General features: G+C 37.9%; 28 protein-coding genes and 1 riboswitch. Of the genes, 12 read left to right on the forward strand and 16 right to left on the reverse strand.

The window, feature by feature from the left end; genetic code table 11:
* Positions 1 to 314 precede the first annotated feature (314 nt).
* The 4 genes from C9J40_RS11520 (at position 315) to C9J40_RS11535 (ending at position 2,462) form a co-directional block, all read left to right on the forward strand.
* Positions 315 to 671 (forward strand): DsrE/DsrF/TusD sulfur relay family protein, encoded by a 357-nt coding sequence (locus tag C9J40_RS11520; RefSeq protein WP_107206374.1) that lies wholly within the window; start codon positions 315 to 317, stop codon positions 669 to 671.
* 179 nt (positions 672 to 850) lie between these two features.
* Positions 851 to 1,192: a 5-carboxymethyl-2-hydroxymuconate Delta-isomerase gene (locus tag C9J40_RS11525; RefSeq protein WP_006645414.1), complete on the forward strand. Its 342-nt coding sequence runs from the start codon at positions 851 to 853 to the stop codon at positions 1,190 to 1,192.
* Between the two features lie 126 nt (positions 1,193 to 1,318).
* Entirely contained in the window at positions 1,319 to 1,711 is a 393-nt protein-coding gene (locus C9J40_RS11530) for a cystatin domain-containing protein (protein WP_107246912.1), read from the forward strand.
* A 100-nt stretch (positions 1,712 to 1,811) separates the two neighbouring features.
* Positions 1,812 to 2,462 (forward strand): Qnr family pentapeptide repeat protein, encoded by a 651-nt coding sequence (locus C9J40_RS11535; protein WP_107246914.1) that lies wholly within the window; start codon positions 1,812 to 1,814, stop codon positions 2,460 to 2,462.
* A gap of 59 nt (positions 2,463 to 2,521) precedes the next feature.
* On the opposite strand, the gene C9J40_RS11540 is transcribed toward C9J40_RS11535, so the two are convergent.
* From C9J40_RS11540 to C9J40_RS11565, 6 genes are all read right to left on the reverse strand, one after another.
* A complete protein-coding gene (locus tag C9J40_RS11540) occupies positions 2,522 to 2,962 on the reverse strand; it encodes a VOC family protein (RefSeq protein WP_107206377.1) in 441 nt (146 codons plus the stop codon).
* A 118-nt stretch (positions 2,963 to 3,080) separates the two neighbouring features.
* Complete coding sequence (locus tag C9J40_RS11545; protein ID WP_107246915.1) at positions 3,081 to 4,661, reverse strand: Na+/H+ antiporter NhaC family protein; 1,581 nt, start codon at positions 4,659 to 4,661, stop codon at positions 3,081 to 3,083.
* An 85-nt stretch (positions 4,662 to 4,746) separates the two neighbouring features.
* Positions 4,747 to 4,920, reverse strand: a riboswitch (Lysine riboswitch).
* Positions 4,921 to 5,056: 136 nt separating this feature from the next.
* Complete coding sequence (gene ccoP / locus C9J40_RS11550; protein ID WP_107246917.1) at positions 5,057 to 7,255, reverse strand: cytochrome-c oxidase, cbb3-type subunit III; 2,199 nt, start codon at positions 7,253 to 7,255, stop codon at positions 5,057 to 5,059.
* Positions 7,252 to 7,860, reverse strand: a complete 609-nt coding sequence (gene ccoO / locus C9J40_RS11555; RefSeq protein ID WP_105060024.1) for a cytochrome-c oxidase, cbb3-type subunit II — start codon at positions 7,858 to 7,860, stop codon at positions 7,252 to 7,254. Before ccoO ends, ccoP begins: the two co-directional genes overlap by 4 nt.
* On the reverse strand, positions 7,853 to 9,286 hold the full coding sequence (gene ccoN / locus C9J40_RS11560) for a cytochrome-c oxidase, cbb3-type subunit I (protein WP_107246918.1): 1,434 nt from the start codon (positions 9,284 to 9,286) through the stop codon (positions 7,853 to 7,855). The genes ccoO and ccoN overlap by 8 nt, the downstream gene beginning before the upstream one ends.
* Positions 9,287 to 9,313: 27 nt before the next feature.
* The gene (locus tag C9J40_RS11565) at positions 9,314 to 9,676 is read right to left on the reverse strand and encodes a cytochrome c (protein ID WP_107246920.1); all 363 of its coding nucleotides are present in this window, start codon (positions 9,674 to 9,676) and stop codon (positions 9,314 to 9,316) included.
* Between the two features lie 260 nt (positions 9,677 to 9,936).
* On the opposite strand from C9J40_RS11565, the gene C9J40_RS11570 reads away from it, so the two are divergent.
* The gene (locus C9J40_RS11570) at positions 9,937 to 11,136 is read left to right on the forward strand and encodes a 3-phenylpropionate MFS transporter (RefSeq protein WP_107246921.1); all 1,200 of its coding nucleotides are present in this window, start codon (positions 9,937 to 9,939) and stop codon (positions 11,134 to 11,136) included.
* 62 nt (positions 11,137 to 11,198) lie between these two features.
* Here C9J40_RS11570 and artM read toward each other — a convergent pair whose 3' ends face one another.
* From artM to artP, 4 genes are read right to left on the reverse strand one after another with little or no spacing between them, the layout of a single operon-like run.
* The gene (gene artM, locus C9J40_RS11575) at positions 11,199 to 11,870 is read right to left on the reverse strand and encodes an arginine ABC transporter permease ArtM (protein WP_107206384.1); all 672 of its coding nucleotides are present in this window, start codon (positions 11,868 to 11,870) and stop codon (positions 11,199 to 11,201) included.
* Positions 11,867 to 12,574 (reverse strand): arginine ABC transporter permease ArtQ, encoded by a 708-nt coding sequence (gene artQ, locus C9J40_RS11580; RefSeq protein ID WP_107246923.1) that lies wholly within the window; start codon positions 12,572 to 12,574, stop codon positions 11,867 to 11,869. Before artQ ends, artM begins: the two co-directional genes overlap by 4 nt.
* Before the next feature lie 3 nt (positions 12,575 to 12,577).
* Positions 12,578 to 13,306, reverse strand: a complete 729-nt coding sequence (locus C9J40_RS11585; protein ID WP_107206386.1) for an arginine ABC transporter substrate-binding protein — start codon at positions 13,304 to 13,306, stop codon at positions 12,578 to 12,580.
* A 51-nt stretch (positions 13,307 to 13,357) separates the two neighbouring features.
* The gene (gene artP, locus C9J40_RS11590; protein WP_107206477.1) at positions 13,358 to 14,086 is read right to left on the reverse strand and encodes an arginine ABC transporter ATP-binding protein ArtP; all 729 of its coding nucleotides are present in this window, start codon (positions 14,084 to 14,086) and stop codon (positions 13,358 to 13,360) included.
* 584 nt (positions 14,087 to 14,670) lie between these two features.
* Between artP and C9J40_RS11595 the strand changes: the two genes are divergently transcribed.
* From C9J40_RS11595 to C9J40_RS11605, 3 genes are read left to right on the forward strand one after another with little or no spacing between them, the layout of a single operon-like run.
* Complete coding sequence (locus C9J40_RS11595) at positions 14,671 to 15,231, forward strand: carbonate dehydratase (protein WP_107246925.1); 561 nt, start codon at positions 14,671 to 14,673, stop codon at positions 15,229 to 15,231.
* Complete coding sequence (locus C9J40_RS11600; RefSeq protein WP_107246926.1) at positions 15,221 to 16,258, forward strand: GTP-binding protein; 1,038 nt, start codon at positions 15,221 to 15,223, stop codon at positions 16,256 to 16,258. Before C9J40_RS11595 ends, C9J40_RS11600 begins: the two co-directional genes overlap by 11 nt.
* Positions 16,255 to 16,689, forward strand: coding sequence for a TraR/DksA C4-type zinc finger protein (locus C9J40_RS11605; RefSeq protein WP_107246928.1), 435 nt, complete (start codon positions 16,255 to 16,257; stop codon positions 16,687 to 16,689). The genes C9J40_RS11600 and C9J40_RS11605 overlap by 4 nt, the downstream gene beginning before the upstream one ends.
* Before the next feature lie 355 nt (positions 16,690 to 17,044).
* Here C9J40_RS11605 and C9J40_RS11615 read toward each other — a convergent pair whose 3' ends face one another.
* From C9J40_RS11615 to C9J40_RS11640, 6 genes are all read right to left on the reverse strand, one after another.
* A complete protein-coding gene (locus C9J40_RS11615; protein ID WP_107246930.1) occupies positions 17,045 to 17,302 on the reverse strand; it encodes a FeoC-like transcriptional regulator in 258 nt (85 codons plus the stop codon).
* Positions 17,302 to 19,632 (reverse strand): Fe(2+) transporter permease subunit FeoB, encoded by a 2,331-nt coding sequence (gene feoB / locus C9J40_RS11620; RefSeq protein WP_107246931.1) that lies wholly within the window; start codon positions 19,630 to 19,632, stop codon positions 17,302 to 17,304. The genes C9J40_RS11615 and feoB overlap by 1 nt, the downstream gene beginning before the upstream one ends.
* Before the next feature lie 653 nt (positions 19,633 to 20,285).
* Complete coding sequence (locus C9J40_RS11625) at positions 20,286 to 20,537, reverse strand: TIGR03643 family protein (RefSeq protein WP_107246933.1); 252 nt, start codon at positions 20,535 to 20,537, stop codon at positions 20,286 to 20,288.
* A gap of 150 nt (positions 20,538 to 20,687) precedes the next feature.
* A complete protein-coding gene (locus C9J40_RS11630) occupies positions 20,688 to 21,281 on the reverse strand; it encodes a LysE family translocator (protein ID WP_107246934.1) in 594 nt (197 codons plus the stop codon).
* A 539-nt stretch (positions 21,282 to 21,820) separates the two neighbouring features.
* Entirely contained in the window at positions 21,821 to 22,051 is a 231-nt protein-coding gene (locus tag C9J40_RS11635) for a hypothetical protein (RefSeq protein WP_107246936.1), read from the reverse strand.
* 302 nt (positions 22,052 to 22,353) lie between these two features.
* Positions 22,354 to 22,662 (reverse strand): hypothetical protein, encoded by a 309-nt coding sequence (locus C9J40_RS11640; protein WP_107246938.1) that lies wholly within the window; start codon positions 22,660 to 22,662, stop codon positions 22,354 to 22,356.
* A gap of 485 nt (positions 22,663 to 23,147) precedes the next feature.
* Between C9J40_RS11640 and C9J40_RS11645 the strand changes: the two genes are divergently transcribed.
* The 4 genes from C9J40_RS11645 to C9J40_RS11655 all read left to right on the forward strand — a co-directional run bounded on the left by C9J40_RS11645 (position 23,148) and on the right by C9J40_RS11655 (position 24,482).
* Positions 23,148 to 23,459 carry a hypothetical protein gene (locus C9J40_RS11645; RefSeq protein ID WP_107246939.1) on the forward strand — a complete coding sequence of 104 codons (312 nt, stop codon included), beginning with the start codon at positions 23,148 to 23,150 and terminating at the stop codon, positions 23,457 to 23,459.
* A gap of 1 nt (position 23,460) precedes the next feature.
* Positions 23,461 to 23,601 carry a hypothetical protein gene (locus C9J40_RS22000; RefSeq protein ID WP_158259553.1) on the forward strand — a complete coding sequence of 47 codons (141 nt, stop codon included), beginning with the start codon at positions 23,461 to 23,463 and terminating at the stop codon, positions 23,599 to 23,601.
* Between the two features lie 202 nt (positions 23,602 to 23,803).
* A complete protein-coding gene (locus C9J40_RS11650; protein WP_107246941.1) occupies positions 23,804 to 24,130 on the forward strand; it encodes a hypothetical protein in 327 nt (108 codons plus the stop codon).
* A gap of 19 nt (positions 24,131 to 24,149) precedes the next feature.
* Complete coding sequence (locus C9J40_RS11655; RefSeq protein ID WP_107246942.1) at positions 24,150 to 24,482, forward strand: hypothetical protein; 333 nt, start codon at positions 24,150 to 24,152, stop codon at positions 24,480 to 24,482.
* Positions 24,483 to 24,484: the final 2 nt, after the last annotated feature.

Genomic DNA, 24,484 nt, shown 5'->3' on the forward strand with positions numbered 1-24,484 from the left:
TTATGTTCTCATTCTAGAGGTTAAGTACACTTCAGCTGCTATGAATAAACGTGTTAAATCAACTGAGGCGGTAATGTGCCAAATTATTCGAGTTGAGAATAGTAGAATATGCATATAACGTGAATTTGAGATAATAATGTGTACTAACTGAATGTTTTGTAGACGTACAGTGACGTAAAGACATTAGAAATGTGAACTGTGATATTAATTGACTATTGCTATTATTGATCAGTAGTGTTTGGGGTTTTTATATATTTAATCTCATTTTGTGTGACAATAAAGGCAATTGATTTTATTTTTTAGATGGGTATTAAATGCAAACTATTTTAATCGTTATCAATGACGCTCCTTATGGCTCTGAGCGTCCTTTTAATGCATTACGCTTAGCCATTAAACTTAATGAACAGGAAGAACAACCTGTAAGTCTCAAATTGTTTTTAATGTCTGATGCTGTGATGTGCGCGATGAAACAGCAAAATCCGGTAGAAGGCTATGATATTCAACAAATGCTTGAAATCCTTATTGCACAAGGAAGCAAGGTCAAATTGTGTAAAACCTGTTGTTGTGCGCGAGGGCTGTCTGAGTCATTGCTCATTGAAGATTGTGAAATAGGCTCGTTAGATGATTTAGCAAGTTGGACACTAAAGGCGGAAAAAGTACTAACATTTTAATTGTTATGCTCAGTGATTTAACGTAACAGAAAAGAGCTATTTTTGTACAGGAATCACAGAAAGCAAAAGAACTCAGATATTAAATGTATTTATTATCAAAAAGCTGATCAAACTAAGAGTTCTCTTATTTATATATGCTAGTGTCATTAAATAAGCTATTCATATACAGGAGATAAGCTGTGCCGCATTGCATTATTGAATATGCCAAAGATCTTGAAACAGAGATTAATTTAAATGAATTAATGGCAACAACGCATTACGCGACGTTTAGTTCAGGGCTTTTTGATGAAGAAGATATAAAAACCCGTGCCATACCTTATGAGTTATATCGTACAGGGACAACCGAAAAGCCTTTCGTTCATATTACCGTAAGGGTACTTCCAGGTAGAGATCCAAAGCAAAAAGATAATCTATCGGAAGTCATCTTGCACCAAGTGGCAGCAATGTTTCAGAATGATATTTGCGTCACAGTCGAGATTGAAGATATTAATCAGCAATCTTATCGCAAGTATGTCATATAAAAATGCAAATATAATTGCTTTATATCATTACTTATAGCAATAAATCACCGTTCGAATAAAGTATATTTGCACTTAATCATGTTTTCTGTTGATATATATGCAGAAAATGTGAATTAGGATTTGATGATGAATAAGAAAGTTTTACTCATTGCTTTAAGCTCAGTTACATTAGTTGCATGTAATTCTGCAAAAGACGTAACTTCGAATGAGGCGAATATGCAAGAAAGTTGTAATTTTTCTCACGCAATCGTTGGTGGTTGGGCACAAGGTGACATAACACCTGAAGTGGAACAAGCAGCAAAAGACGCCGTTAAAGCAATCCCTGGTGAGCATCAGCTCGGTGAAATCTATCATGTAACACAGCAAGTGGTTGCAGGTATGAACTACTCAATTACATTTAGTATTGAAAATGGTGATTACTACAATGCGACTGTTTTCCATAGCCTACAGAATACTTATGATGTTAAAGATGTAAAACAAGTATCATCAGTAGCTTCGAATTGTGATGTTCATAAGTAATTAAATAATAAGTTCTAATAGATTGAGAAAGCGCTATTATTGAGCAATCAGTAATTGCGCTTTTTTTTGATCAGTCGCAGAGTAATAGAAGAGATAATGTATGCATGTTGTAGGTCAGTGCTATCAAGATGAAAGCTTTTCTAAACAAGAATTGTCCGAAGCTATTTTTGAAAGTTGTCAGTTTTATCGTTGTGATTTCTCACGTGCAAATTTAGTTGAAGCGAGTTTTATCAACTGTAATTTTATTGATGTGGGGGATGACAAAGGCTGTGATTTTTCCTATTCAAAGCTCAAAGATGCGAGTTTTAAGCAGTGTAATTTGTCAATGGCTAGTTTTCGTAATGCGCAGTGTTTTGGCATAGAAATGCGACAATCTAATCTCCAAGGCGTTGATTTTCAATATGCTTCTTTTGCAAATTATATTACCCATAACACTTTCTTTTGCTCGGCATTTATCACTGGCTGCAATTTACGTTATAGCAATTTCGAAGACATAAAATTAGAGCAGTGCGAACTGTTTGAAAACCGATGGAATGGGGCTAATTTGTTGGCAACATCGTTTAAAGGATCTGACTTAAGTCGCGGTGAGTTTTCCTCTGAACAGTGGGGTCAATGCGTTGTAGAAGACGCAGATCTTTGTCATGTGGATTTAGAGGGGGTTGATATTCGACGTGTGAATTTGAACGGTGTAAAAATTTGCGACTGGCAACAAGAGCAATTACTAAGTCAACTTGGCATTATTGTGCTTTAAAGGCTCTATAACTGTCGGTATTATCGAATAAAATAATACCGACAAACAAAAGCTATTTCTTACCATTCACCTTGGTTTTGCATCGAAGCCCAAGGTTCAGCGGGTTCTAGTGCGTCACCTTTTTGTAGCAGTTCAATCGAAATGCCATCAGGTGAACGAACAAATGCCATATGTCCATCACGGGGTGGGCGATTAATGACAACACCATTATTTTGTAAATGAGCACATAAATCGTAAATATTATCGACGGCAAAAGCGAGGTGACCAAAATTACGGCCACCAGTGTACGATTCTGGATCCCAGTTATAAGTTAGTTCTAATAAAGGCGATTGTGTTTCTTTTGCCGTTTCTGCCTGATTAGGTGCAGCTAAAAATACGAGAGTAAAACGTCCACGTTCGCTTTCTTTTCGTCGAATTTCTACCAAACCAAGCTTGTTACAGTAAAAATCCAGTGAAGCATCTAAGTTGCTCACTCGTACCATGGTATGTAAGTATTCCATTCTATTTCCTAGCTTTTATACAAAAAAATCCCCGTTGTCTAATACTTAGCATAAAGCAAATGCGTATTAAAACGAACGGGGATTATTAGATTTTATGATCTAATATTAATGTATTTATTTATGCTGTTACCGCTTGCAGTTGTTTCTTATGACGACGTAGGTGAATCGTACAACATGCAAGGAACCAAACAGAGCTTACTGCAATACCCGCAATTGTTGAAGATAAGATACCCATTGCCAAATAACCTAATAGTGCGCCAAAAGCGACAGTAATAGCATAAGGAAGCTGAGTCATAACGTGATCCATATGGTGACTACCTGCACCTGTTGCAGACAAGATACTTGTGCTTGAAATAGGTGAGCTGTGATCACCAAATACCGAACCTGCAAGTACTGCAGATAACATCGGCATTAATAGGTGAGCATCACTTGCTACCGCCATATCACCAGCAAGTGGCAACATAATACCGAACGTGCCCCAGCTTGTACCTGTCGCAAATGACATTGCACATGAAAGGATGAAGACTAATGCTGGTAGTAATTCCGTTGGGAACCCCCCTTTTGTTAAAGAGGCTAGGTATTGGCCTGTAGACATATCACTCACAACAGTACCGATCGTCCATGCAAAAAGTAGAATAATGATTGCAGGGATCATCGCTTGTACACCTTGAGGTGCCGCAGTTAACCAAGTCTTACGTGGCAGCTTTAAACGTAAAGCTAGAAGAATAGAAACAGCTAGGCTACATAAAGATGCATTAACCAATGAAGCACCTAGATCGGTATGCTCTAAAGAAGCAATTAAGCTAAAAGCCTCGCCTTTTGCGCTTAATACTTCAGCACCACTGATGATCATAAAGATAACGCTTGAGACTGTCAGTGTCAGAATAGGCAATACCATATCAATCATAGTACCTTGGCCTTCAGACTCAGTCGTGATCTCTAAACCTTTAGGGTGGCCTTTAGATTCATCCCATAGCTTACCTTCTTCTGCCCATGCTTCGTGTTGACGCATTGGACCAATGTTAAGTTGGAAGAAAATAACAACGATAACCATTAATAGCGTAAACACGGCGTATAAGTTCATTGGGATCATTTGAACAAACAATGAAATAGCACTGATATCGGTAATATGGTTTGTTACTAAAATACCGCTAAGAATAGCAATAATGTAAGCACCCCAAGAAGAAATTGGCGTGATAACACAAACAGGTGCAGCCGTTGAATCAAGTAAATAAGCAAGCTTTGCACGTGAGATATTGAAGCGATCTGTTACTGGGCGACAAATAGGCCCCACAGATAAGCTATGGAAAAAGTCATCAATAAAGAAAGCAAAAACCATTAAACCCGTTAGCATATTTGCGCTACGGCGATCTTTACAGCGACGAACACCCCATTCAGCAAATGCTTTAGTGGCACCTGTTGCCGTCATTAAGCTGATCAAACCACCGAGCAAAAGCATAAAGATGATCATATTAACGTTACCGCTATTTACAGCACCGTCTGCCCAAACAAGGCCTACAACTTTATTTACGATATATTGAAGCGCCGCTAAAGGGCTGTAATCATTAAGAAGGATTGCGCCTGCAACAATACCAAGGCCAAGTGATAACAATACACGTCGTGTAGTGATTGCTAAAACAACCGCCAGTAAGGGTGGTACAACAGATAGCAGGGAGTCAGAATATTGAACTAGATTCATGGATCTCTTAAACACCTATATTAGGTGGAGATCTACCGAAAGGATAGAGAAACAGATTTCAGGAGAAAAAATACTTCTTCGTATCCCTTAGGGTAGCGCTCCATAGACAAAATAACTATGGCAGTTCTGCACTTATTTAATGCAGACCCAGCGATTGTTGACGACACAACAAACACTTCGGCGCCGACTCCTTTCCCCAGACTTCAAAGGTGTCACCCTCCATCCGGATACTTTTAGGCAGCGCGCCTCTACTCAAAGGATTGAAATTTGATGATACCTATTAATTTTGCTTAGGCAATAAAAAGCAGACAGAAAATGCATATTAATTGTAAATATTGTTACTGTTGATGGCATGTTAACCAATTAGTAGCGATATATTCCATTTAGATAATCGCTCATTCTGTTATGCTATTGGGCTGATTTTGTTCTGGTGTTGTCATGGAGTGTATATTCCCAGCATAGCCACCTTTAATTAAATCTTTTCTTACCTCTGCTACTTCTTGTGGTGTAACAGGTACAGTTCTATCACCTAACTTATCGCGGACAAAGCTAATTAATTTCGCAAGGTTGGCATCACTGAGCACCGAGTTAAAGCTACTCATAGGCATAAAGTTACTGTCTTGTTCCATGAAGTTTGGCGATAAACCACGAATGGTAACGGCAATCGTATCGTAAGGATCACTGTGCATAATTATCCCGTTGTTAAGCAGCGTAGGGGCGATCCCTTTCCTACCTTTACCGTCTTTACCATGGCATGCACCACAGGTTTGCACATACACACCATATAGTTTGGCTTCGTTTTCAGGATCGTTGCTACTTAACGGTTTTAGCTCAACGGTTTGAATATCAACATTGGCTGGCACCAAGTCACCAAAGCCTGGTGGGTTAAGCTGAGGAACCGAGCTATCTAACTCGTTATATTTATCGCCAGTGATCAAGTATTCCGCAATGGCTGCGACGTCTTGTTCTGTCAAGAAACGGGTACTGTTTTGTACCACTTCCGCCATACCACCAAATGCGGTTCCTTTATCTGAATGACCCGTTTTTAAAAAGTCGGTTAGTGTTTTTACATCCCAACGATCTTGATATAGCTCTGTTGCGGTAATATTTGGGGCTTTCCAGCCATCAATCAAATTACCTTGGAATAGCTCTTTTTCTATCAAGGCTTGTGCAACGTTACGTGGAGTATGACATTCCGAACAATGGCCTAACCCCATGGTTAAATATTTACCCCGTTTCCATTGTTCGGTGGCATCTGCTGGGTATTGCAAAGGGTCGGTATTAAGAAAGGCAATATTCCAACCAAGTAGTCCTAACCGGATATTACTTGGGAACATCATCTTGTTTTCTTCATTACGAGTATTCACAAAATTAAGCGATTGCATGTAAGCCCAAAGTGCTTGGGTGTCTTCATCTGTCACATATTGATAAGACGAGTAGGGCATCGCTGGATATAGGTAGCCATGTTTGCCTTTACCTTTATGTAGCGCATCATAAAATTCATCGTAGGTGTAATCCCCAATACCATAGGTTGGATGTGCTGAAATATTGGTAGAATAAAGCGTGCCAAATGGCGTTAAAAATCCTAAACCGCCACCAAATGGTTCGCCACCTTCACCAGTGTGACAAGCAATACAATCTCCTGCATAAGCAAGGTATTGCCCTTTACTAACCATATCCGGATCAAGTGCTGCGAGTTTCTCGTTTTGTCTATTTCCTTGGTGGCGAATATAAGCCCCTAATGCTTGAATTTCGCTATCGCTGAGTTGCTCTTCAAAAGCAGGCATGAGATTGTTCAAGCCATATTTTACCGTTGAAATAATACCTTCAACGCTGCCATCGTGAAGCCAGATATTATCGGTTAGATTTGGCGCACCAATCGCAGTATTACCTTTTGCATTACTGCCATGACAAGCCGTACAGTTAGCATCAAATACGGTTTTACCGAGTTCAAGCTTGACCGCTGGCTCTGAGATAATGCGATTTTTTTCAAGTGAAGCGACATAATATGAAACATTCTCAATTTCTTCTTCAGTCAGAATATCTTTCCAACCAGCCATGACTCCGTTACGACCTTTAACAATCGAATGATGGATCGCCTCATCACTACCACCATAAAGCCAAACGGTATCACTTAAATTAGGGAAATGAAGCTGACCTTGTGCTTGATTTAAATGACAAGCCGCACAATGGGTTTGAAATAAAGCACGCCCAGCGACCACAATTTCAGGCGAGGTACTTAATGCTTGAAATGATGTATCACTATTAGGTACTTGGCTAATTTGTTTGGCTAATGAAGTAGTAGAGGTTGAAGCCGCTTCACTACTTGATTGCCACTTCATGAGTCCTTGCCAGTTTCCCATGCCAGGATAGAGCACCAAAAAAACGGCAGCGATAATGAAAGCGAGAAGATAAGAAAGAAGTAAAAGGTTTGGTACGGCGGCATCGTTTTCATCGATACCATCAAAGCTATCGACGGTTCGATTAGCGTTGGCTGCACTGTTTTTCTTCCAGTAGTACGCAACAACGACGATCATAATTGCGAGAAAAATAAGGGTTAGGATAATGACCCAACCACTCCAAAAAGTACTCATGGTCGTACTCCTTGATCTTGTCCCAGACTTTGTAGATAGGCGATTAATGCCTGTGCCTTGGTTTTACCTTTTACTTCTAATCGTGCCTGTTTAATTTCCTTATCAGTGTAAGGAACACCAAGCGTACGTAATGCAATTAGTTTTGCATCAATATCTTCACCATCAAGTACTTGTTCAAAGAGCCAAGGATAAGAGGGCATAATCGAAGTTGGTACAACATCACGAGGGTTTCTTAGGTGAATGATGTGCCATTGATCAGAATATTTTCGACCTAAATTAGTGAGATCAGGTCCAGTACGTTTTGAACCCCATAAATTGGGATGTTCATAAATATCATCACTTTCTCGGCTATATCGTCCATAACGTTTAATTTCTGCATTTAATGGACGTACCATCATGGTATGACAAGTATGGCAACCTTCACTGATATAAATATCACGCCCAGCAACTTCTAATGCGGTTAATGGTTTCGCGCTTGATTCAGCAATTAACTTATCTTGGTAAAAAAAAGCAGGAAGTACCCATACTAAGAATGAAAAGGCAGCAACCAAAGTTGTTGCAACAATAAGGATCACTACAGATGAGGTAAAATCTTTATTAATCATGAGTATCTACCTTTTCTGTTGCTGCATTTTGATGCTTAACTGATCTAGGTTTTGGCTGTTTTAGCGTTCTGTATAGGTTATAAATCATTAAAATTATACCTAACACAAACAACGCACCACCGATAAAGCGAACTAACATCCACGGTGCACTGAAGTTCATCGCTTCGACAAAACTATAGCTAAGAGAGCCATTAGCATCTTCTTTTAGCCACATATAGCCTTGTCCAATTCCAGCTATCCACAGTGCAACGGCATAAAGTACTATCCCAATATGCGCAAACCAGAAATGCCATTTAACTAAACGATTTGACCACAATTGCTCGTGACCATATAAACGAGGAATAAAGTAATAAAATACGGCAATGGCAGACATGCCAACCCAACCTAGGGCTCCTGAATGCACATGACCGATGATCCAATCGGTATTATGTGCAATCATATTAAACCAACGAATGGCTAATAATGGCCCTTCAAAAGTCGCTAGCGCGTAGTAAACAATGGCAGAGAAGAAAAACCACATAATGTAATCGTGCTTAAGTTTCTGCTTATTATTGAGCAAGGTCATGATGCTATTAAACGCGCCACCCCATGAGGGAAGCCATAAAATTAACGACATCACAATGCCGAGATTTTGTAACCAATCTGGCACAGAAGAATAAATAAGATGGTGCGTACCAGCCCAAGTATAAAAGCCGACTAAGCCCCAAAAGTGAATAACAGATAAGCGATAAGAGTAAATAGGGCGCTCGGCAATTTTGGGAATGAAATAGTAGTTCATACCAATGATGCCAGCGGTTAATAAGAAACCAACCGCATTATGTCCCCACCACCATTGCACGATAGCATCTTCAGCCCCTGAGTAAATAGAGTAAGATTTCCACATCGTGACGGGCAATTCGAGATTGTTAGCAATAAAAATCATCGCAATAACAATAATAAACGCGCCGTAAAACCAGTTAGCAACAAAGATATGATGAACGGTACGTTTGGCGACTGTCATAAAAAACACAATGGCGTACATCACCCAGATAACAGCAATTAAGACATCAATTGGCCATTCAAGTTCGGCGTACTCTTTTGAGGTAGTAAAACCTAATGGCAGGGTAATAAGGGCAAGAAGAAGGATAAATTGCCAACCCCAAAAGACAGACCAAGCAGCAGTGTTATTATATAGCGGTGTTTTACAGGTGCGTTGAACAATATAAAAGGACGTTCCCATTAAAAGATTGACGACAAAGCCAAAAATGACGCCATTAGTATGCAATGGACGGAGACGACCAAATTGAAAGTATTCAGAATCGAGGTTAAGGGCAGGCCAATAAAGTTGCGCAGCTAAAATAACACCAATTAACATAGCTATGAACGCCCAACTAACACTCGCGATCATAAAGTACTTAACGATTTTATAATTATACTGAGTATCCATCGTCATAACCTTAGCAAGTAATGCCGTTTATTGTGATTGATGGCTGGTATCTGTTTTTACGGTACTAAAGTAATACGCGAGATCCTTCATATCTTGATCACTTAAATCTTTAGCATAACCCTGCATTAATATCGCTAAACCATCAACACGTTGATTCTGTTTGTATGCTTTAAGTGCAGCGACCAAATATTGCTGCTTTTGGCCTTGTAAGTTGGGATAGGTATCCGTTGCTGAAATACCATCGACACCATGGCATGTCATACAAACAAGGGCTTTTTGTTTCCCGATCTCAAATTGTTGTTTCGGTGTCATTTCATCGGCTGATGAAACGAGGGGAGTTACAACTAAAACCACAAACAAAAACCGCTTAATGGATAGGATTAAAGACATGCTCATCTCCCTTTTTATCTTATTTATAGAAGTCGTAATATAGACGCACATTTATAAAGATAGATTATTTTACATTTTCGCAACATCTGTTTTAAGAAAACATCAGAAATTAAAGGAATAAATCAAAATATTTTTCAGTTTATTCTAAAAGCAGTCATGTGATGTGGCTGTTTTTAATTATTTTTTGGTATTTCTTCAAATTGTTAATGATAACTATTTTCGTTACTGTTACTCAAACATTGAAAGGAGTAATCGTACGAATGCTTAATTGTCGACCATCAGTATGGATGTCCACGTATCAATTTATGTTCTGGTTCTCGTATGGGGTGTATTTACCCTTTAGAGGATTATGGTTAGAAAAATTAGGGATTTCAGATGCCGATATCGGGATGCTGATCGGTTTTGGACTTGCCGCTCGCTGTGTGATCAACTTTACATTAACACCTTTATTTCACAAGGTTGGGCATCTCATACCGTTCCTTCGTTGGTCAATGTTTTTAAGCTTGCTCGGCTTTATTGCGTTTATCTGGATAGGTACGATTACGCCAACATTTTGGGTACTTGCATTACTACTCGTGTTATTTAATTTAGCAATTGGTCCTGCGGTAGCGATTTCGGATGCGATATCAAATCACTATGCTCGAGATGATCGACTCGATTATGGCTACACTCGCTTATGGGGAGCGGTTGCATTAACGGTTGCGTCAGCTTGTATGGGATGGGTTGTTCAGAACTTTGGTGTCAGTTCTGTACCAATCATGGGAGCTATTGGCTTGGGTGCAACATTACTAGGTACGCTAATGAAGCCAGCAGTACCTATGGTATGCCACCATGATGAGCAAAAAAGAAAGAATATTTTCAAAGTCTTATGTTGTAAAGAGACACTATTATTTTTATTGGTCGCTTCTTTGTTAGAGGGAAGCCATGGTGGTTATTATTTCTTCAGTACCGTCTACTGGAAAGAACAGGGGCTAAACTCTGATACGATTGGTTATTTATGGAGCCTATCGACAATTTCTGTGATCGTTTTTTACTTAATTAGTCGTAAAGCGTTCGCTAATTGGAAAGTATCAACATTATTTAGACTTGCTGCAATTGCTGTTGTGGTGCGTTGGGGATTAACCGCAGCGACAAATGATATATATGTGCTTATATTCTGTCAGATTCTACATGGTATTACGTTCTCTGGTACGATTTTATCTTCGGTTCGTTATGTGGAAGAAAATCGAAAACATAATTATGTTTCTTTACAGTCATTATACCATGCCATTCCTGCAGGTTTTGTATTAGCGCTTGTATCTGTATTTTGCGGATGGTTAATGCATCATTCTGAAATAAATATGTTCTGGTTTATGGCTGCGATGGGTATACCTTGTATTTTCTTAAAAGTAAAAGACACTGTGCCAAATAGAAAAGAAGAGCAACAAACAGTGAGAAATAAAATATTTGCTTCAGCTTAACCTTTAAAAATAAAAAAGCCGATAAGTGTATTATCGGCTTTTTAATCGGTGAAAGATGAAATTTAATTCGCCACTTCAAACGCCAAGGCTTTTTTCTCTATTAGTCTAAACGCAATAGAAAGCAGGGCATTAACGGTAAGATACATAGCACCAGCAATGGCAAACACAGTTAACGTATCGTAGGTTTGAGCATTAATACGTTGAGCGTAACCCATGATATCCATAATAGTAATAGTGCTGGCAAGCGATGTACCTTTAAACACTAAAATTACTTCATTAGAGTAAGCCGGTACAGAACGACGGATGGCAAAAGGTAACAAGGTATGTAATGTCGTTTTGGTCTCCATGCCTAACGCACGACATGCTTGCCATTGACCTTTAGGAATTGCATCAAACGCCCCTTTAAACAGTTGAGTACTGTAAGCGGCAGTATTTAATGCTAGTGCCAACATCGCACAGAACCACGGTTGGCTGAGCCATTGCCATACAAAGCTTTCACGAATACCTTCAAATTGCCCCGGTCCGTAGTAAATCAAAAAGATTTGAACTAATAAAGGTGTACCCGTAAATAGGGTAATGATGCCACGGCTTAACCAATGCAAAACAGGGGTTCTTAAAATCAATGTCATCGTCATTAAGAGAGCGAGAGTACAGCCAACTAATAACGATGCAACGGTCAATTGTAAGCTGGTGGCAAGGCCATCCATTAATTGCCAGAAGTGTTGTTCATTCATGCCATCGCTCCTTCAACAACCGTTTTTTTGTCGTTGCTTGAACCTTCTTGAGCGCTATATTTCGCATCAATCCGTTTAATAATTTGTTGTGTAATTAGAGTGATAACTAAATACACTGCCGCAGCTGTTGCATACCAAGTAAAACTTTCATGCGTTGCTGCAGAGCTTAACTGTGCTTGTTTTAGAAGATCCGTCACACCGATGAGCGATACTAAGGCGGTATCTTTTAATAACACCAACCATTGGTTAGTTAACCCTGGTAATGCATGACGGATCGCTTGGGGAATAATAATAGCGACAAATGTTCTTGCTTTGCTGATCCCAAGCGCACTGGCTGCTTCTCTTTGTCCTTTAGGCACAGCTTTAATGGCACCACGGATAGTTTGCGCTGCATAAGAGGCAAAAATCAGTGAAAGCGCAATAACACCTGAAAGAAAAGGGCTGATCTCGATATAATCACCCGTGATGTAAAATAAAATCTGGCCTGAACCAAAAAAGATGAATAAAACAATCAGTAGTTCAGGTAAGCCTCGTAATACTGTCACTAAGGCTGTCGTTGGCCATGCCACGAAGCGAAATCGAGACATCTCACCGCCAGCAAACAACATAGCCAGCACCAATCCAACCGCTAAACTGGTAAAAGCGAGCTGGATTGTCATCCAGCTAGCTTCTAACAGGGAAAGAGAATATCCCGATAACATCATAATTTACTTACCAAAGTACTTATCAAAAATAACTTGATACTGGCCATCTTGCTTAATTTTAGCGAGTGCCGTATTCAACTGTGTAACCAATTCTTGGTTGCCTTTGTTTACTGCGATACCAAAACCGTTACCGAAGTATTTAGGGTTTGTCACAGGCTTACCTACATACGCAAGGTTATCGTCTTTTTTCAACCATTCAGCGATAACAGCAGTATCACCAAATACCGAATCAATACGGCCATTTTTCATATCAATAAAGGCATCTTGGTAACTGGTGTAAGGAACCGCAGTTACACCTGACATTTGATCGGTTAAATAGCTCTGGTGAGTCGAACCATTTTGTACCCCAACACGCTTACCATTAAGGGCGGCAACATCAGCGACTTTACCTTTGATTGAAATAAAGCCAGCAGCGTTATCGTAATAAGGTTGAGTAAAGCTGACTTGCTGTTGACGCGCTTCAGTAATGTCCATTGCTGAAATAGCTGCATCGTATCGTTTGAATTTAAGAGCTGGAATTAAGCTATCGAAAGATTGGTTATGAAAAGTACAGGTAGCATCCATCTCTTTACATAGGGCTTTAGCAATATCAACGTCAAAGCCTTGGATTTGATTATTCTCATCCATGTACTCAAAAGGGGCATAGGTTGCTTCCATCGCAAACTTAATGTCTTGCGCCATAGCTTGAGAAGAAACCAGACCGATAATGCTAGCTAATAAAATTTTGTTCATCGCGATACTCCATGCGTCTATTACGAACGAATATAGAGGGGATATAATTCGTTAATGTTTTAAGTAGTCAGCAAATTGTGAGGTTTTAGGGTGACTAAACGCCTCGTTACTGCCGTGTTCAATAATTTTGCCGTTTTCCATGTAAAGCACATGACTGGCGATTTTTTTTGCAAAATCCACTTCGTGGGTAACCACAACTTGGGTAATGCCTGTGCCGCTTAATGTTTTGATGATTTGTACAATTTGGCTTGTGATCTCAGGATCAAGCGCCGCAGTAGGCTCATCAAATAACAACACTTCAGGCTTCATCATCAACGCACGTGCAATTGCAACACGCTGTTGTTGGCCGCCAGACAGTTGCAAAGGCCATGCATCGGCTTTATCTGCTAACTGTAATTTTGATAAATGCTCTAACGCTTCTTTTTTCGCTTGAGCTTTATCGATACCGAGCACTTTTACTGGTGCTTCTATTAAATTTTCCAACACAGTTTTGTGGGGCCACAAATTGTATTGTTGGAATACCATGCCAACTTTACGACGCAGTTTTAAACCATCTTTTTCAACGATTGTTTTTTTAAAATCAAAATAATTTTCTGCAATACTCAGCTCGCCAGCAGAAGCATCTTCCAATAGGTTTAATACCCGTAGTAAAGAGCTTTTACCTGCACCGCTTGGGCCAAGTAAAACCAGCGTTTCACCTTTATTACATTCGAAGGTTACATCGTGTAAAACCTGATGCTTACCATAGAATTTATTAATGTTCCTTACTTGAATGCCCATGCGCTTATTCTGCATTTGTTCTCACTTGTGGTTTATATTACTTAAGTTGGAATTCTATGCAATAAAAAATTGAAAATAATTTAATTTGTTAATTTATTGTTTAATTCTTAGTCTTTTGTTGGTTTTATATTCTAATTAAAACCAAGGGTTAACGTTTAAATGTAGCTGGCGAAAATTGATGTAATAGCATGTTAACAATTGACTAAATGGTGTGTTTTTTAAGAAGAACCCCACTTGGATAATTATTCAGATTGTGGTTGTGTAATTATGGGTGGCGAAAATGAGAATATAGTAAGAGAAAGAACGGGATTTACTGAGATGTATTAAAGAGAGTAAAACGATGTGTTGAAAGCGACATCGTGGCGGTGTTGATCAATTGTTTTACAATAAGCTTAGTTAGAATAAACACCATTGATATTTACGTACGAGTAGCATCTAGATAACCCATTATTGTTATGTTATAACGTTTCATTAATGTTTGATTTACTGCGTGAGTAGTGACTGAACTATTCCCTGTACGACTTTGCTGTAAGGGGGGAATTAAAAGTTGCGAGTGATTGCGCGAATAGTGAAGAGAAAAAGAGATGCTAAGAAGAAACCCTACAGGGCATATGCCAACAATATCTGAAACTGCGTTTATTGATCCTACTGCGATTATTTGTGGCAAAGTGATTGTAGAAGATAACGTATTCATTGGGCCTTATGCCGTAATACGTGCTGATGAAGTAAATGAGCAGGGCGAAATGGATGCAATTGTGATCAAACGCGATACCAATATTCAAGATGGTGTGGTTATTCACTCAAAAGCGGGGGCTGCAGTCACTATTGGTGAGCGTTCTTCTATTGCTCACCGTTCAATTATTCATGGGCCGTGTGAGGTAAGTGATGATGTGTTTATTGGTTTCAACTCTGTGGTATTTAATGCCGTTATTGGTGAAGGGTGTGTGATCCGTCATAACTGCGTTGTCGATGGATTAGATCTGCCTGAAAATTTTCATGTCCCGCCAATGACGAATATTGGTACAGGTTTTGACTTAAATAGTATTTCGAAAATCCCACCTGAATATTCCGCTTTTTCTGAATCGGTTGTATCTGCTAACCACGAACTGGTTCAGGGATACAGGAGGATTGCTAATGAGCTTTAAGATATCATCGCCAATTTTAGCGGTACCAACCAACATTATTACTGGGTTTCTTGGCGTCGGGAAAACTTCAGCCATTCTTCACTTAATGAAAAGTAAACCTGATAACGAGCGTTGGGCTGTGCTGGTGAATGAATTTGGTGAAATTGGTGTCGATGGTAGTTTACTGCAAGGTCAAGGCGGTAACGAGCAACAAATATTTATCCGCGAAGTACCTGGTGGCTGTATGTGCTGTACCGCTGGATTACCAATGCAAATTGCGCTTAATCAACTACTTTCAGAAGCAAAACCGGATCGTTTGATCATCGAACCCACAGGGCTTGGTCATCCTAAAGAAGTGATGCAAGTGCTTTCTACTGAATACTATCGCGATGTCTTATCGTTACAGAAAAATATCACATTAGTGGATGCAAGGAAGTTATCCGATCCTCGCTATACCTCACATGATACCTTTAGGCAACAGATTGCAATTGCCGATACGGTGGTAGGAAACAAGACCGATCTTTATCAAACAGAAGATAAAGAAAAGTTGAAAGCTTTTGTCGCGCAAGTTGCGAGCCTAAAAACTAAAGTGATTTTTGCTAAACATGGTGTGATCCCATCTAATGAGTTTGATGGTGAGACCCGTATAGAAGTATTACCGACGTCTTATCTTCATCGTGATAGGCAGACAAGTGTATCTGAAGAAGCACTATCAGAAGAGCTGATACCTGAAAGTGGCATGATAAAAGCTACTAACCAAGGTGAAGGTTTCAAAAGTATTGGCTGGCGTTTTGCATCTGAAAAAGTCTTTGATCGTCAATCATTACATCAGCTCTTTCAAACATTGAATGTTGAGCGAATGAAGGCCGTGTTTATTACTTCTGATGGGATCTTTGGTTATAACAAAACGGCAGATGGAATCACACAGGTTGAGCTTGATGAGTGTGCTGAAAGCCGTGTCGAAATTATCGCAGATACATTAGATGATGAATTGGAAGGCAAGCTTTTAGATTGTTTGATTGTTAATAACATGAGTGAAATAACATGAACAACACTGAAATTAGAATGCTAACTGAAGAACAAATATTGCAAGAGCCTGAAGATAATTACATGAATGATTATCAATTGGCGTTTTTTAAACAAAGATTGATTGCTCTCTATGAGTCGACATCTCATCACATTCAATCTGCGAGAGAGGAAATGGGGCACACGGCAGATGCGAGTGATTTAAGTGATGTCAGTGATCGCGCAACGTTAGAAGAGCAATCAGGCATTGCTTTAAGAATTGTTGAACGAGAACAAAAACTTTTGCCCAAAATCAAATTGGCGTTAGAGCGAATTCGTTTAGGTAGCTACGGTTATTGCTTAGAGTCCGGTGAGCCAATAGGTATTCCTCGGTTACTGATAAGACCGACTGCAGAGTACAGTGCTGACGTAAAATCGCTGATGGAAATGAAAGAAATTCAATACAAAGATTGATCCTATTTTCAATTATCATTAGGTAGGCCTATATGAATACGGCGATCATTCCGCAAAGTTCAAGAATGACATCACTGCATTATTGTTTTGCAAACAACCTTTAACCTTATCGTATGTTGAAGGGTATATTACTGCTCTTAGCTCTTCTAAAGATTACATGACGAAAAATTCGTTCAATTGTATGGCGAATCACAAAGGCAAAAAGCATTGCAATGGTTTGAGCTAGCAAAAAAGCGCTAAAGTGAATCAAAGATGTTTCGAGAATGTAGGCTCTACCTAAGACGCTAGGTGTTGATAAGACATAAAAAAAGACCACATAACGTATATGTGGTCTTTTTTCATTATGCTTTAGCTATTAGCATAACGAAATAGCGATTTTATTTTCACACCATTTGTAGACAGGATCTGTTGTCTGCGTTTGGCAATTTTGGCAATGTTTCCCGCAAGCTAAAGAAGGCGATGAATCACATTTCTCAACTTTCCCACGTAAAATTAATTCATCTAATAATGCACTTAACCATCTTGGCTCACACTTCAAATGCTTTGTAAGCTGGCTAAAGGAAATGATTTTTGCATCACGTACCGTATTTCTTACTGTAATTAGCGATATCATTAATGGCATCCTCCGCAGTTATGTGTCGCAGGTGTGTCTGGTATCGACATTTGCCAATCGACTTTATTGCATAAGCGCTTAATCCCTATAATAAATACAGTGACGATACTCAAAGCAAAAAATAACCAGAGCAGACTTTCTAATGGATGTGCTTTGAAAGTCGCGGTTTGATAGAAGGCGATTGAAAGCGCGTAGGCGACAACCACTCCCCATGCTGTCGATAACCAAGCCCAATTTCGACCAATTTCTTTGGCGATAACACCAATAGTAGAGACGCAAGGCACGTAAAGTAAAACAAAGATTAAGTATGCATAGGCACCCGCCATTGAACCAAATTCTTGGTGCATTTGCCCCATTGCGGTTGTTCCCATTGAGCCATCAGCCTCACTGGCTTTTATCGGATTTTTAAGTGTTGATAAAGAAAAACTATTGGCAACACCATCAATAGTATCTTGCCATGCCACTTTTAACTCAGGCAGTAGGTGGAAAGATTGCCCATCATCTGCAGCTTGATTGTTACTTAACTCTGCGGTGTATAGGGTATTTAAAGTGCCGACAACCACTTCTTTTGCTAAAAATCCTGTTAATAATCCCACACTGGCTGGCCAATTTTTCTCATTAACACCAAGGGGAGACAATACAGGTGTTACCCAACGACCAATTTCTGATAGGGCTGAATTCTGTTGGTTATTACTTTCAATAACTTGTCCTTCAAAATTGACACTATTCAACGCCATTACTAGCACACAAATCGGAATGATGATCTTACACGCTTTGACTAAAAATCCACGTAAGCGACTCCAGCTATGGATAAGCGTCGTTTTAGCGCTTGGGAGGTGGTAGGTTGGTAATTCCATTATGTAAGGTGATGCTTCACCCGTTAATAAGGTTTTCTTCAGCACAAAACCAGTAATAACGGCGACAAAAATACCAAGCAAGTAGAGAGAAAAGACGACAAAGCTTCCCATACCATGGAAGAAAGCTGCTGAGAAAACGCCGAAAATTGCTAACCTTGCGCCACAAGACATAAAGGGTGTCATCATAGACGTTAAGATACGATCTCTTGGTGTATCGAGGGTACGTGACGCCATAATGGAAGGTATGTTGCAACCAAACCCTACAATAAGCGGAACAAAGGATTTTCCTGGTAATCCAATCGTAGACATAAAGCGATCAATAACAAACGCTGCTCGCGCCATATAACCACTATCTTCTAATATTGATAGATAAAGGAACATCAAACCAATTTGAGGAATAAAGGGCATAACGGTATTTATACCGCCACCCAGCCCTTGTGATAAAATTGCAGTTAGCCAACTAGGAAAACCGAGTGATGAACATAACCATGCGGTGCCATTAATGAATATTGCTGCAGAGCCTTCATCAAAAATAGGTTGAAGCCCTCCACCAATATTTATTGATAGCCAAAACATTAAATACATCACGATGAGGAAAATCGGGATCCCCAGATAACGGTTAAGTACAATCTTATCGATCCATTGAGTCAGATTATGCTGTCCTGCATGGTAACTTGAGATGCAATGATGAATGATCTCGGCGACAGTTTGGTAGCGCGCATCAGCAATTAATAAGTCAATATTTTCATTATGTGTGTTTGAAAAATCGGCTTGTAATTGAGAGACAAAAGAGGCGATATCTGTACCGTTTATATATTTTTGGGCTGATGAATCTGATTCAAGTAAGCGTATAGCAAGCCATTTCTTTCTATTATTAACAATTATTTGATCATCGAATACGTCAGAAAGCTGAGAAATGGTTTGGTCTAATTCAATAGGAAATTGAGTAAATAGACGAGGCAGTGATTTTGTTTGTAAATGTTTTTCAATCGAGCCTTTTAAATCATCGAGTCCTTTAGATTTATTTGCAACTAATGAAACAACAGGGCAACCAAGTTCAGATTCTAACTTTTCCGCATCGATATTTATATTTTTTTGTTTAGCAATATCTAACATGTTAAGTACAACAATGCATGGAATTTTCATTTCAAGCAGTTGTAATGTTAAATATAAATTTCGCTCAATATTGGCCGCGTCGACAATATTAACGACAAGATCAGCCTCATCAGAAAGAATATATTCACAAGCGATGCGCTCATCGAGTGAACCTTGTTCATCGGATGAAGACATAGAATAAATACCAGGCAAATCTACAATATTTATATTCTTATTATGGTAAGAGTAGTTTCCTTCTTTTTTATCTACAGTAACTCCAGCCCAGTTGCCTGTGCGTTGTCTTGCGCCAGTTAAGGCATTAAACAGAGTCGTTTTACCACAGTTAGGGTTACCTAATAAGGCAATAGTATTTGCCATTATTTATTTCTCCAACCAATTACTAATAGATAAAATAATTAACAAGCGAAAATGATATCGCTTATCAATTGCACTTATAAAAAGAATACTTATTTCAGTCAATAATTTTTTTTACTAAGGAAAATAAAAAGATGAATAAAATGTAATTTTTCATTCTAGTCAATGGCTTGGATGATATGTTTTTTATGAATAATTAATGTTCAAAATTGGAGAAAGTTATATTAAGCCTATATGTTAGCACTATTTTACTTTTGAATTTAAATAATAGAGTTTTTACTTAAATATTGAATTATATAGATGAATATTGAAATAATTAAACTTACCTTGCTAATTCTCTAATTTTAGCTGTAGTAAAAGTATTTCTTAGTAAGGATATAAAAATAGTTGATATTTATTATCACAATTAATAATGCGACATAGATATTATTTACTACGTTAAAGTAGGTTGCTGGTGAAGAAAAAATTTTTCTACACAGTAAAAGGAAAGTATCGAGGTAAAATTAGAACGTTAGGAAATAAACCTTTTTAGTATGAAGGTTAGTCAAGTTGGTAAGTTTAAAGAGCTGAAAGGAAGAGATTCACGTTTAACTGTATATTAAATTAATGGTAAGTGCTGTAAGAATAGGGCGCATTAATAACCCTATAAAACGTGTTTAACGCTGTTTGTATTGTGTCGGACAGTAACCACGACTGACATATGGTGAGCGCAATTTTAAGTGTTTGGTTTTTCTTCCTGATACGCGCTGTCGCCATAGTTTAAAGCTACTTGGCTTAAGGTGTTGGCGCATTAGCTTGATCACACCTTGTTCATCCAGACCATATTGTATTGCAATCGCTTCAAACGGGGTTCTATCTTCCCAAGCCATCTCGATGATACGTGATAGTGACTCTTGTCTGCTTGTCATCAATTACTCTCCATTTACACATTAAAGCTAATACGTAATTGATTAATATAAAGTTTAATTTTTTGGTATTAATTAAGGTGATTTGAAAGCGAGATGTGAGGTATGAAAATAGGGGCTAATGATTAGCTCCCTATTAAGTGGATTTATTCATTAACTAAATTGTGTATAGAGTAAATAACAAGCGGTGAGAATTAATAAACAGCCCATAAAAAGATTGAATACTTTTAGTCTCAGTTCGTTATTAAGGAAGAGAGTGACCTTGCTGCCTAAGAGAGACCAAGAAAATAATGATAGATAACAAACGATAAAGTAAATAAATACAAAACTTAAAAAGATGTGATTGTTATTGGCTTCTGAAAACATTGACACACCAGCAACACATGCAATCCAAGCTTTAGGGTTTAACCATTGTAATAAGCACCCTTGGATGAAAGTGGGTTGTTTTTGCTTTTTTATATCTAACTCAGGCTTTGATGACGCAATAAGATAGCCCATATAAATAATAAATAGTGAACCTGCGACTTCTAGATAACTTAAAAAGTTTGGATATAAATCAATAACTTTACTGAACCCTAAGCCAATAAATAACAATAATGAAACTAAACCAATAGTTGCACCTGAAACGAAAGGTGTTGTTTTACGGACACCGTAAGAAGCCCCTGAAGATACAATGATCATATTAACAGGGCCGGGTGAAATAGACATTGCGAGTGCGAATGAAAACATTGCCATAAATAGTGACATTATTTTCCTTTATTAGTCATAAATCGTGATTGTTGAGACAAGCCATACGAGGTGACTTTTAATGTTGGTAGATATGTTACAGGTCGTTTTTGTCTGAAAAACGAGTAAAGCGTATTAATGATACTCTATTAATACGCTAACTATCTTGTAATAGAAGTGTAAACATATCTAAAGAGGATGGCAGGGCAGTAGAATAGACAAAAAACAAAAAGGGGGGGGGCTGATAATTCAGCTCCCCCTTTTTGTTAAACCAGTATGTAGATTGGTTAAAGCATATTATGCAGTTTGTCGTTCGCCACTTTGTTCGTCTTTACGGTTTTGAACCACTAGGACAAAACTAGCGATTGTAGTAAAGCTGGTAATGAACATGCCTGTTAAATAAGCTACCAAGGAATGCTTCAGAACACGCTGAAAAATTACCATGTTACCCAGAACTTTTATAGCGTAGGATTTGGCTCCATTCTTTACGTAGTGAGCGTTACGCTTTTTTGCTCTTTATATAATGCTGTATTTGATTAAGAAATCGCATTATAGAGCAACTACTCAGGTGCATATTTATTTATCATCACACAACAAGTAATCAAGAATGATAAGATCAAAGTGATTTGCCACAAACCATCTTCATAAAATGACATCTCGTTGTCTGACCAAACTCGCAAGCCGATATTGAACAATTCACCTTTTATGCTGAGCACTAACACCGTAGCGAGAAAATATTTCGCAAAGTCTTTCGTTAATATTTTGATGTAAGAGAGGTACGTATCTAGCATTGGAAATACCTTAGTTGCTCAATAGATTGACGCTTGAATGAATGTCACATCACTTTACTAATGTTAAATCTAATACCAAGCAATTATTGGCTAGTTAAAATCTGCCTTTGTAGACGCTTTTATTCTGATATTTCATTTCAAGCTCTGTATTTTGCGAGTGGCTTCATGTCTAGCTGAGGTGGACGAGCACGTTGAATAGACTGGAAACAAAAAAGGGGGAGCTGATAATTCAGCTCCCCCCTTTTGTTGTTTAACCAGTATCTCAGTATGTTTAAACGTACTATATCGCCTGTAATGTATTATTATTTCAAAATTGTCATATTTTCTAATTTATATGCTCTATTTTTAGGATAATCTTCAATACAATTCCCCGAGCCATTAACCCAAACTTTTTTATTAGACATCTGTGCTGCTAATAACATAGTTAATAACGCTCTATTATAATCGGTATCTGGTTTAAAAAAGTATCTATTGCCACAATTAGAGTTGTTATCACTAACTTGAAGAATTATCTCGCCATGATTTGCAAATAGTTGAACGGTACCACTTGCATCTTTACTTGCAGCAAAAGTGTTTGAGGATAAAAATAATAAAAAAATAATCTTTTTCATGTTTAAATACCTAAGTCATTATAATAAAACAATATACCCTATATGACAATAGCCTGAATCAGCATTGTTTTTCTTTCGTGTATATAACTGAATTTTTTTATCTGCCATTTTTGCAGCAAGTATAACACTAACAAATGTATGGTAATTAGAGTCAGATTCTTGAAGGTAAGCCCAAGTATGCTGATTTCCACATAATGGTGGTTTACCTATTAAAGAAACTCTAAACCCATAATTTTCACCAGGTGCTACATCTATATTAGCGATAGAACCTACAACTGAACCAGACCAAGTATTTGCAAAGGTAATAGAAGAGAAACAAATAAAAAATATTTCATTTCAGGCCCATATAAAAATTAAAAATTAAAAATTAATTATAATAAATTAAAAGTAAAAAAGTGTGATTAAAGTCTAAATAACAAATTAACAAAGAGAATTATAAAAACTAATTAGGTAATATGTTTATTCATTTAACACGGTGTATAAACATGCATTTTAAAATAACCATTACAGTTTTATTGCTATTTTTCAGCTTAAATACACATGCTCGCAAAGATTGCCCTGTAGCTATTGTGGATAATATTCAAATTGAGAATGCTTCAGTTCTTTATCTTCAAAGTGGAGTATGGAGAAAGTTGGGTGTATTAACAGATGTTGGAACAAAGGAAAGGTTTTCAGCATTATTAGCAGCACATATGTCAGGTAAAAAAGTTATGGTTGCTTATGAAAATAACAATTTCAATTGTAACAAAACTGATTACTCAACAAATGCTTTTATAGTAAGAACTTACAAGGACTAGTATGAGAATCACTAAATATATCTATATTGCCCTATTGATCATATTTTCTTCTTCAAGTTATTCGGCGTCTACAGGAGCAACAGGCTGGCGAGAAATTAGTGAAATCGGATGTCACTTAGGTGTGATGGTACATGTTATGTAACACTAGATATCCCTGTTGGTCCAAGTAACTGTCATAGTAGTTCCATACGTTGGAATAAAGATCATTCGGACTCGGGTAAAGAAACGTTAAGTTTATTGATTGCTGCATCAGCTGCTGGAAAAAGGGTAAATTTTTATGTCTCTGGAACTGTTATGGCCATTTTCCCACGTTTTCATACATGTCTGTCAAGATGAAATAAACCATGAGAATAATACTATTAATTTTAAGCTTATTTACGCCTTTCAGTTTTGCTGGTGAGCAAACGGGAAAAATTGGATTATTTTATGCGAGAGCTTCTGATAATTTACACTTGATTTTCTTAGAAGGAAATCATGCAACAAATAAACCTGCTTGTGCGAAATACTCTTATTGGTTAATAAAAGATGAACATAGTACTTCAGGTAAAAGTCAATTTAGTCAAATATTAGCAGCGAAATTGGCAAATAAAACGGTCACTATCACAGGATTAAATACCTGCAGTCGTTGGGCTGATGGCGAAGATATTAATTATATCGTTATTTTAGATTAAAACTTCAGATAGGTTATTTATGCGTATATCAAGATTTTTAGTCATAGTTGGTACTTTATTTTTTACTACATTTACTCAGGCTGGTTATGATGCGAATATGTCAGAAAAAGTGATAAGTGTAATGACTTATAGTAGCGGCTCTGTGTTATTTAGATTAGAAAATCAGCCACAATCTCATCCACAATGTAAAACGGATTTTTTTACGATACCTGCAAGTACAAAAGATAGTATCACGAATAGATTCTTGTCTCGTTTATTGGCAGCTTACAGTACAAAAGAAAAAATCAATATAGGTTTTGATAGTAAAGGTGATTGTGCTGAAGGCAGAATTCGCGTTCATCGCATAGGATAAAT

The sequence above is a fragment of the Photobacterium sp. GB-72 genome (assembly GCF_003026095.1).
Lineage (GTDB): Bacteria > Pseudomonadota > Gammaproteobacteria > Enterobacterales > Vibrionaceae > Photobacterium.

Coding starts and splice junctions, on each gene's coding strand:
- C9J40_RS11520 (WP_107206374.1), top strand. CDS start 315: ATGCAAACTATTTTAATCGTTATCAATGACGCTCCTTATGGCTCTGAG.
- C9J40_RS11530 (WP_107246912.1), top strand. CDS start 1,319: ATGAATAAGAAAGTTTTACTCATTGCTTTAAGCTCAGTTACATTAGTT.
- C9J40_RS11535 (WP_107246914.1), top strand. CDS start 1,812: ATGCATGTTGTAGGTCAGTGCTATCAAGATGAAAGCTTTTCTAAACAA.
- C9J40_RS11540 (WP_107206377.1), bottom strand. CDS start 2,962: ATGGAATACTTACATACCATGGTACGAGTGAGCAACTTAGATGCTTCA.
- C9J40_RS11545 (WP_107246915.1), bottom strand. CDS start 4,661: ATGAATCTAGTTCAATATTCTGACTCCCTGCTATCTGTTGTACCACCC.
- ccoP (WP_107246917.1), bottom strand. CDS start 7,255: ATGAGTACTTTTTGGAGTGGTTGGGTCATTATCCTAACCCTTATTTTT.
- ccoO (WP_105060024.1), bottom strand. CDS start 7,860: ATGATTAATAAAGATTTTACCTCATCTGTAGTGATCCTTATTGTTGCA.
- ccoN (WP_107246918.1), bottom strand. CDS start 9,286: ATGGATACTCAGTATAATTATAAAATCGTTAAGTACTTTATGATCGCG.
- C9J40_RS11565 (WP_107246920.1), bottom strand. CDS start 9,676: ATGTCTTTAATCCTATCCATTAAGCGGTTTTTGTTTGTGGTTTTAGTT.
- C9J40_RS11570 (WP_107246921.1), top strand. CDS start 9,937: ATGCTTAATTGTCGACCATCAGTATGGATGTCCACGTATCAATTTATG.
- artM (WP_107206384.1), bottom strand. CDS start 11,870: ATGAATGAACAACACTTCTGGCAATTAATGGATGGCCTTGCCACCAGC.
- artQ (WP_107246923.1), bottom strand. CDS start 12,574: ATGATGTTATCGGGATATTCTCTTTCCCTGTTAGAAGCTAGCTGGATG.
- C9J40_RS11585 (WP_107206386.1), bottom strand. CDS start 13,306: ATGAACAAAATTTTATTAGCTAGCATTATCGGTCTGGTTTCTTCTCAA.
- artP (WP_107206477.1), bottom strand. CDS start 14,086: ATGGGCATTCAAGTAAGGAACATTAATAAATTCTATGGTAAGCATCAG.
- C9J40_RS11595 (WP_107246925.1), top strand. CDS start 14,671: ATGCTAAGAAGAAACCCTACAGGGCATATGCCAACAATATCTGAAACT.
- C9J40_RS11600 (WP_107246926.1), top strand. CDS start 15,221: ATGAGCTTTAAGATATCATCGCCAATTTTAGCGGTACCAACCAACATT.
- C9J40_RS11605 (WP_107246928.1), top strand. CDS start 16,255: ATGAACAACACTGAAATTAGAATGCTAACTGAAGAACAAATATTGCAA.
- C9J40_RS11615 (WP_107246930.1), bottom strand. CDS start 17,302: ATGATATCGCTAATTACAGTAAGAAATACGGTACGTGATGCAAAAATC.
- feoB (WP_107246931.1), bottom strand. CDS start 19,632: ATGGCAAATACTATTGCCTTATTAGGTAACCCTAACTGTGGTAAAACG.
- C9J40_RS11625 (WP_107246933.1), bottom strand. CDS start 20,537: ATGACAAGCAGACAAGAGTCACTATCACGTATCATCGAGATGGCTTGG.
- C9J40_RS11630 (WP_107246934.1), bottom strand. CDS start 21,281: ATGTCACTATTTATGGCAATGTTTTCATTCGCACTCGCAATGTCTATT.
- C9J40_RS11635 (WP_107246936.1), bottom strand. CDS start 22,051: ATGCTAGATACGTACCTCTCTTACATCAAAATATTAACGAAAGACTTT.
- C9J40_RS11640 (WP_107246938.1), bottom strand. CDS start 22,662: ATGAAAAAGATTATTTTTTTATTATTTTTATCCTCAAACACTTTTGCT.
- C9J40_RS11645 (WP_107246939.1), top strand. CDS start 23,148: ATGCATTTTAAAATAACCATTACAGTTTTATTGCTATTTTTCAGCTTA.
- C9J40_RS22000 (WP_158259553.1), top strand. CDS start 23,461: ATGAGAATCACTAAATATATCTATATTGCCCTATTGATCATATTTTCT.
- C9J40_RS11650 (WP_107246941.1), top strand. CDS start 23,804: ATGAGAATAATACTATTAATTTTAAGCTTATTTACGCCTTTCAGTTTT.
- C9J40_RS11655 (WP_107246942.1), top strand. CDS start 24,150: ATGCGTATATCAAGATTTTTAGTCATAGTTGGTACTTTATTTTTTACT.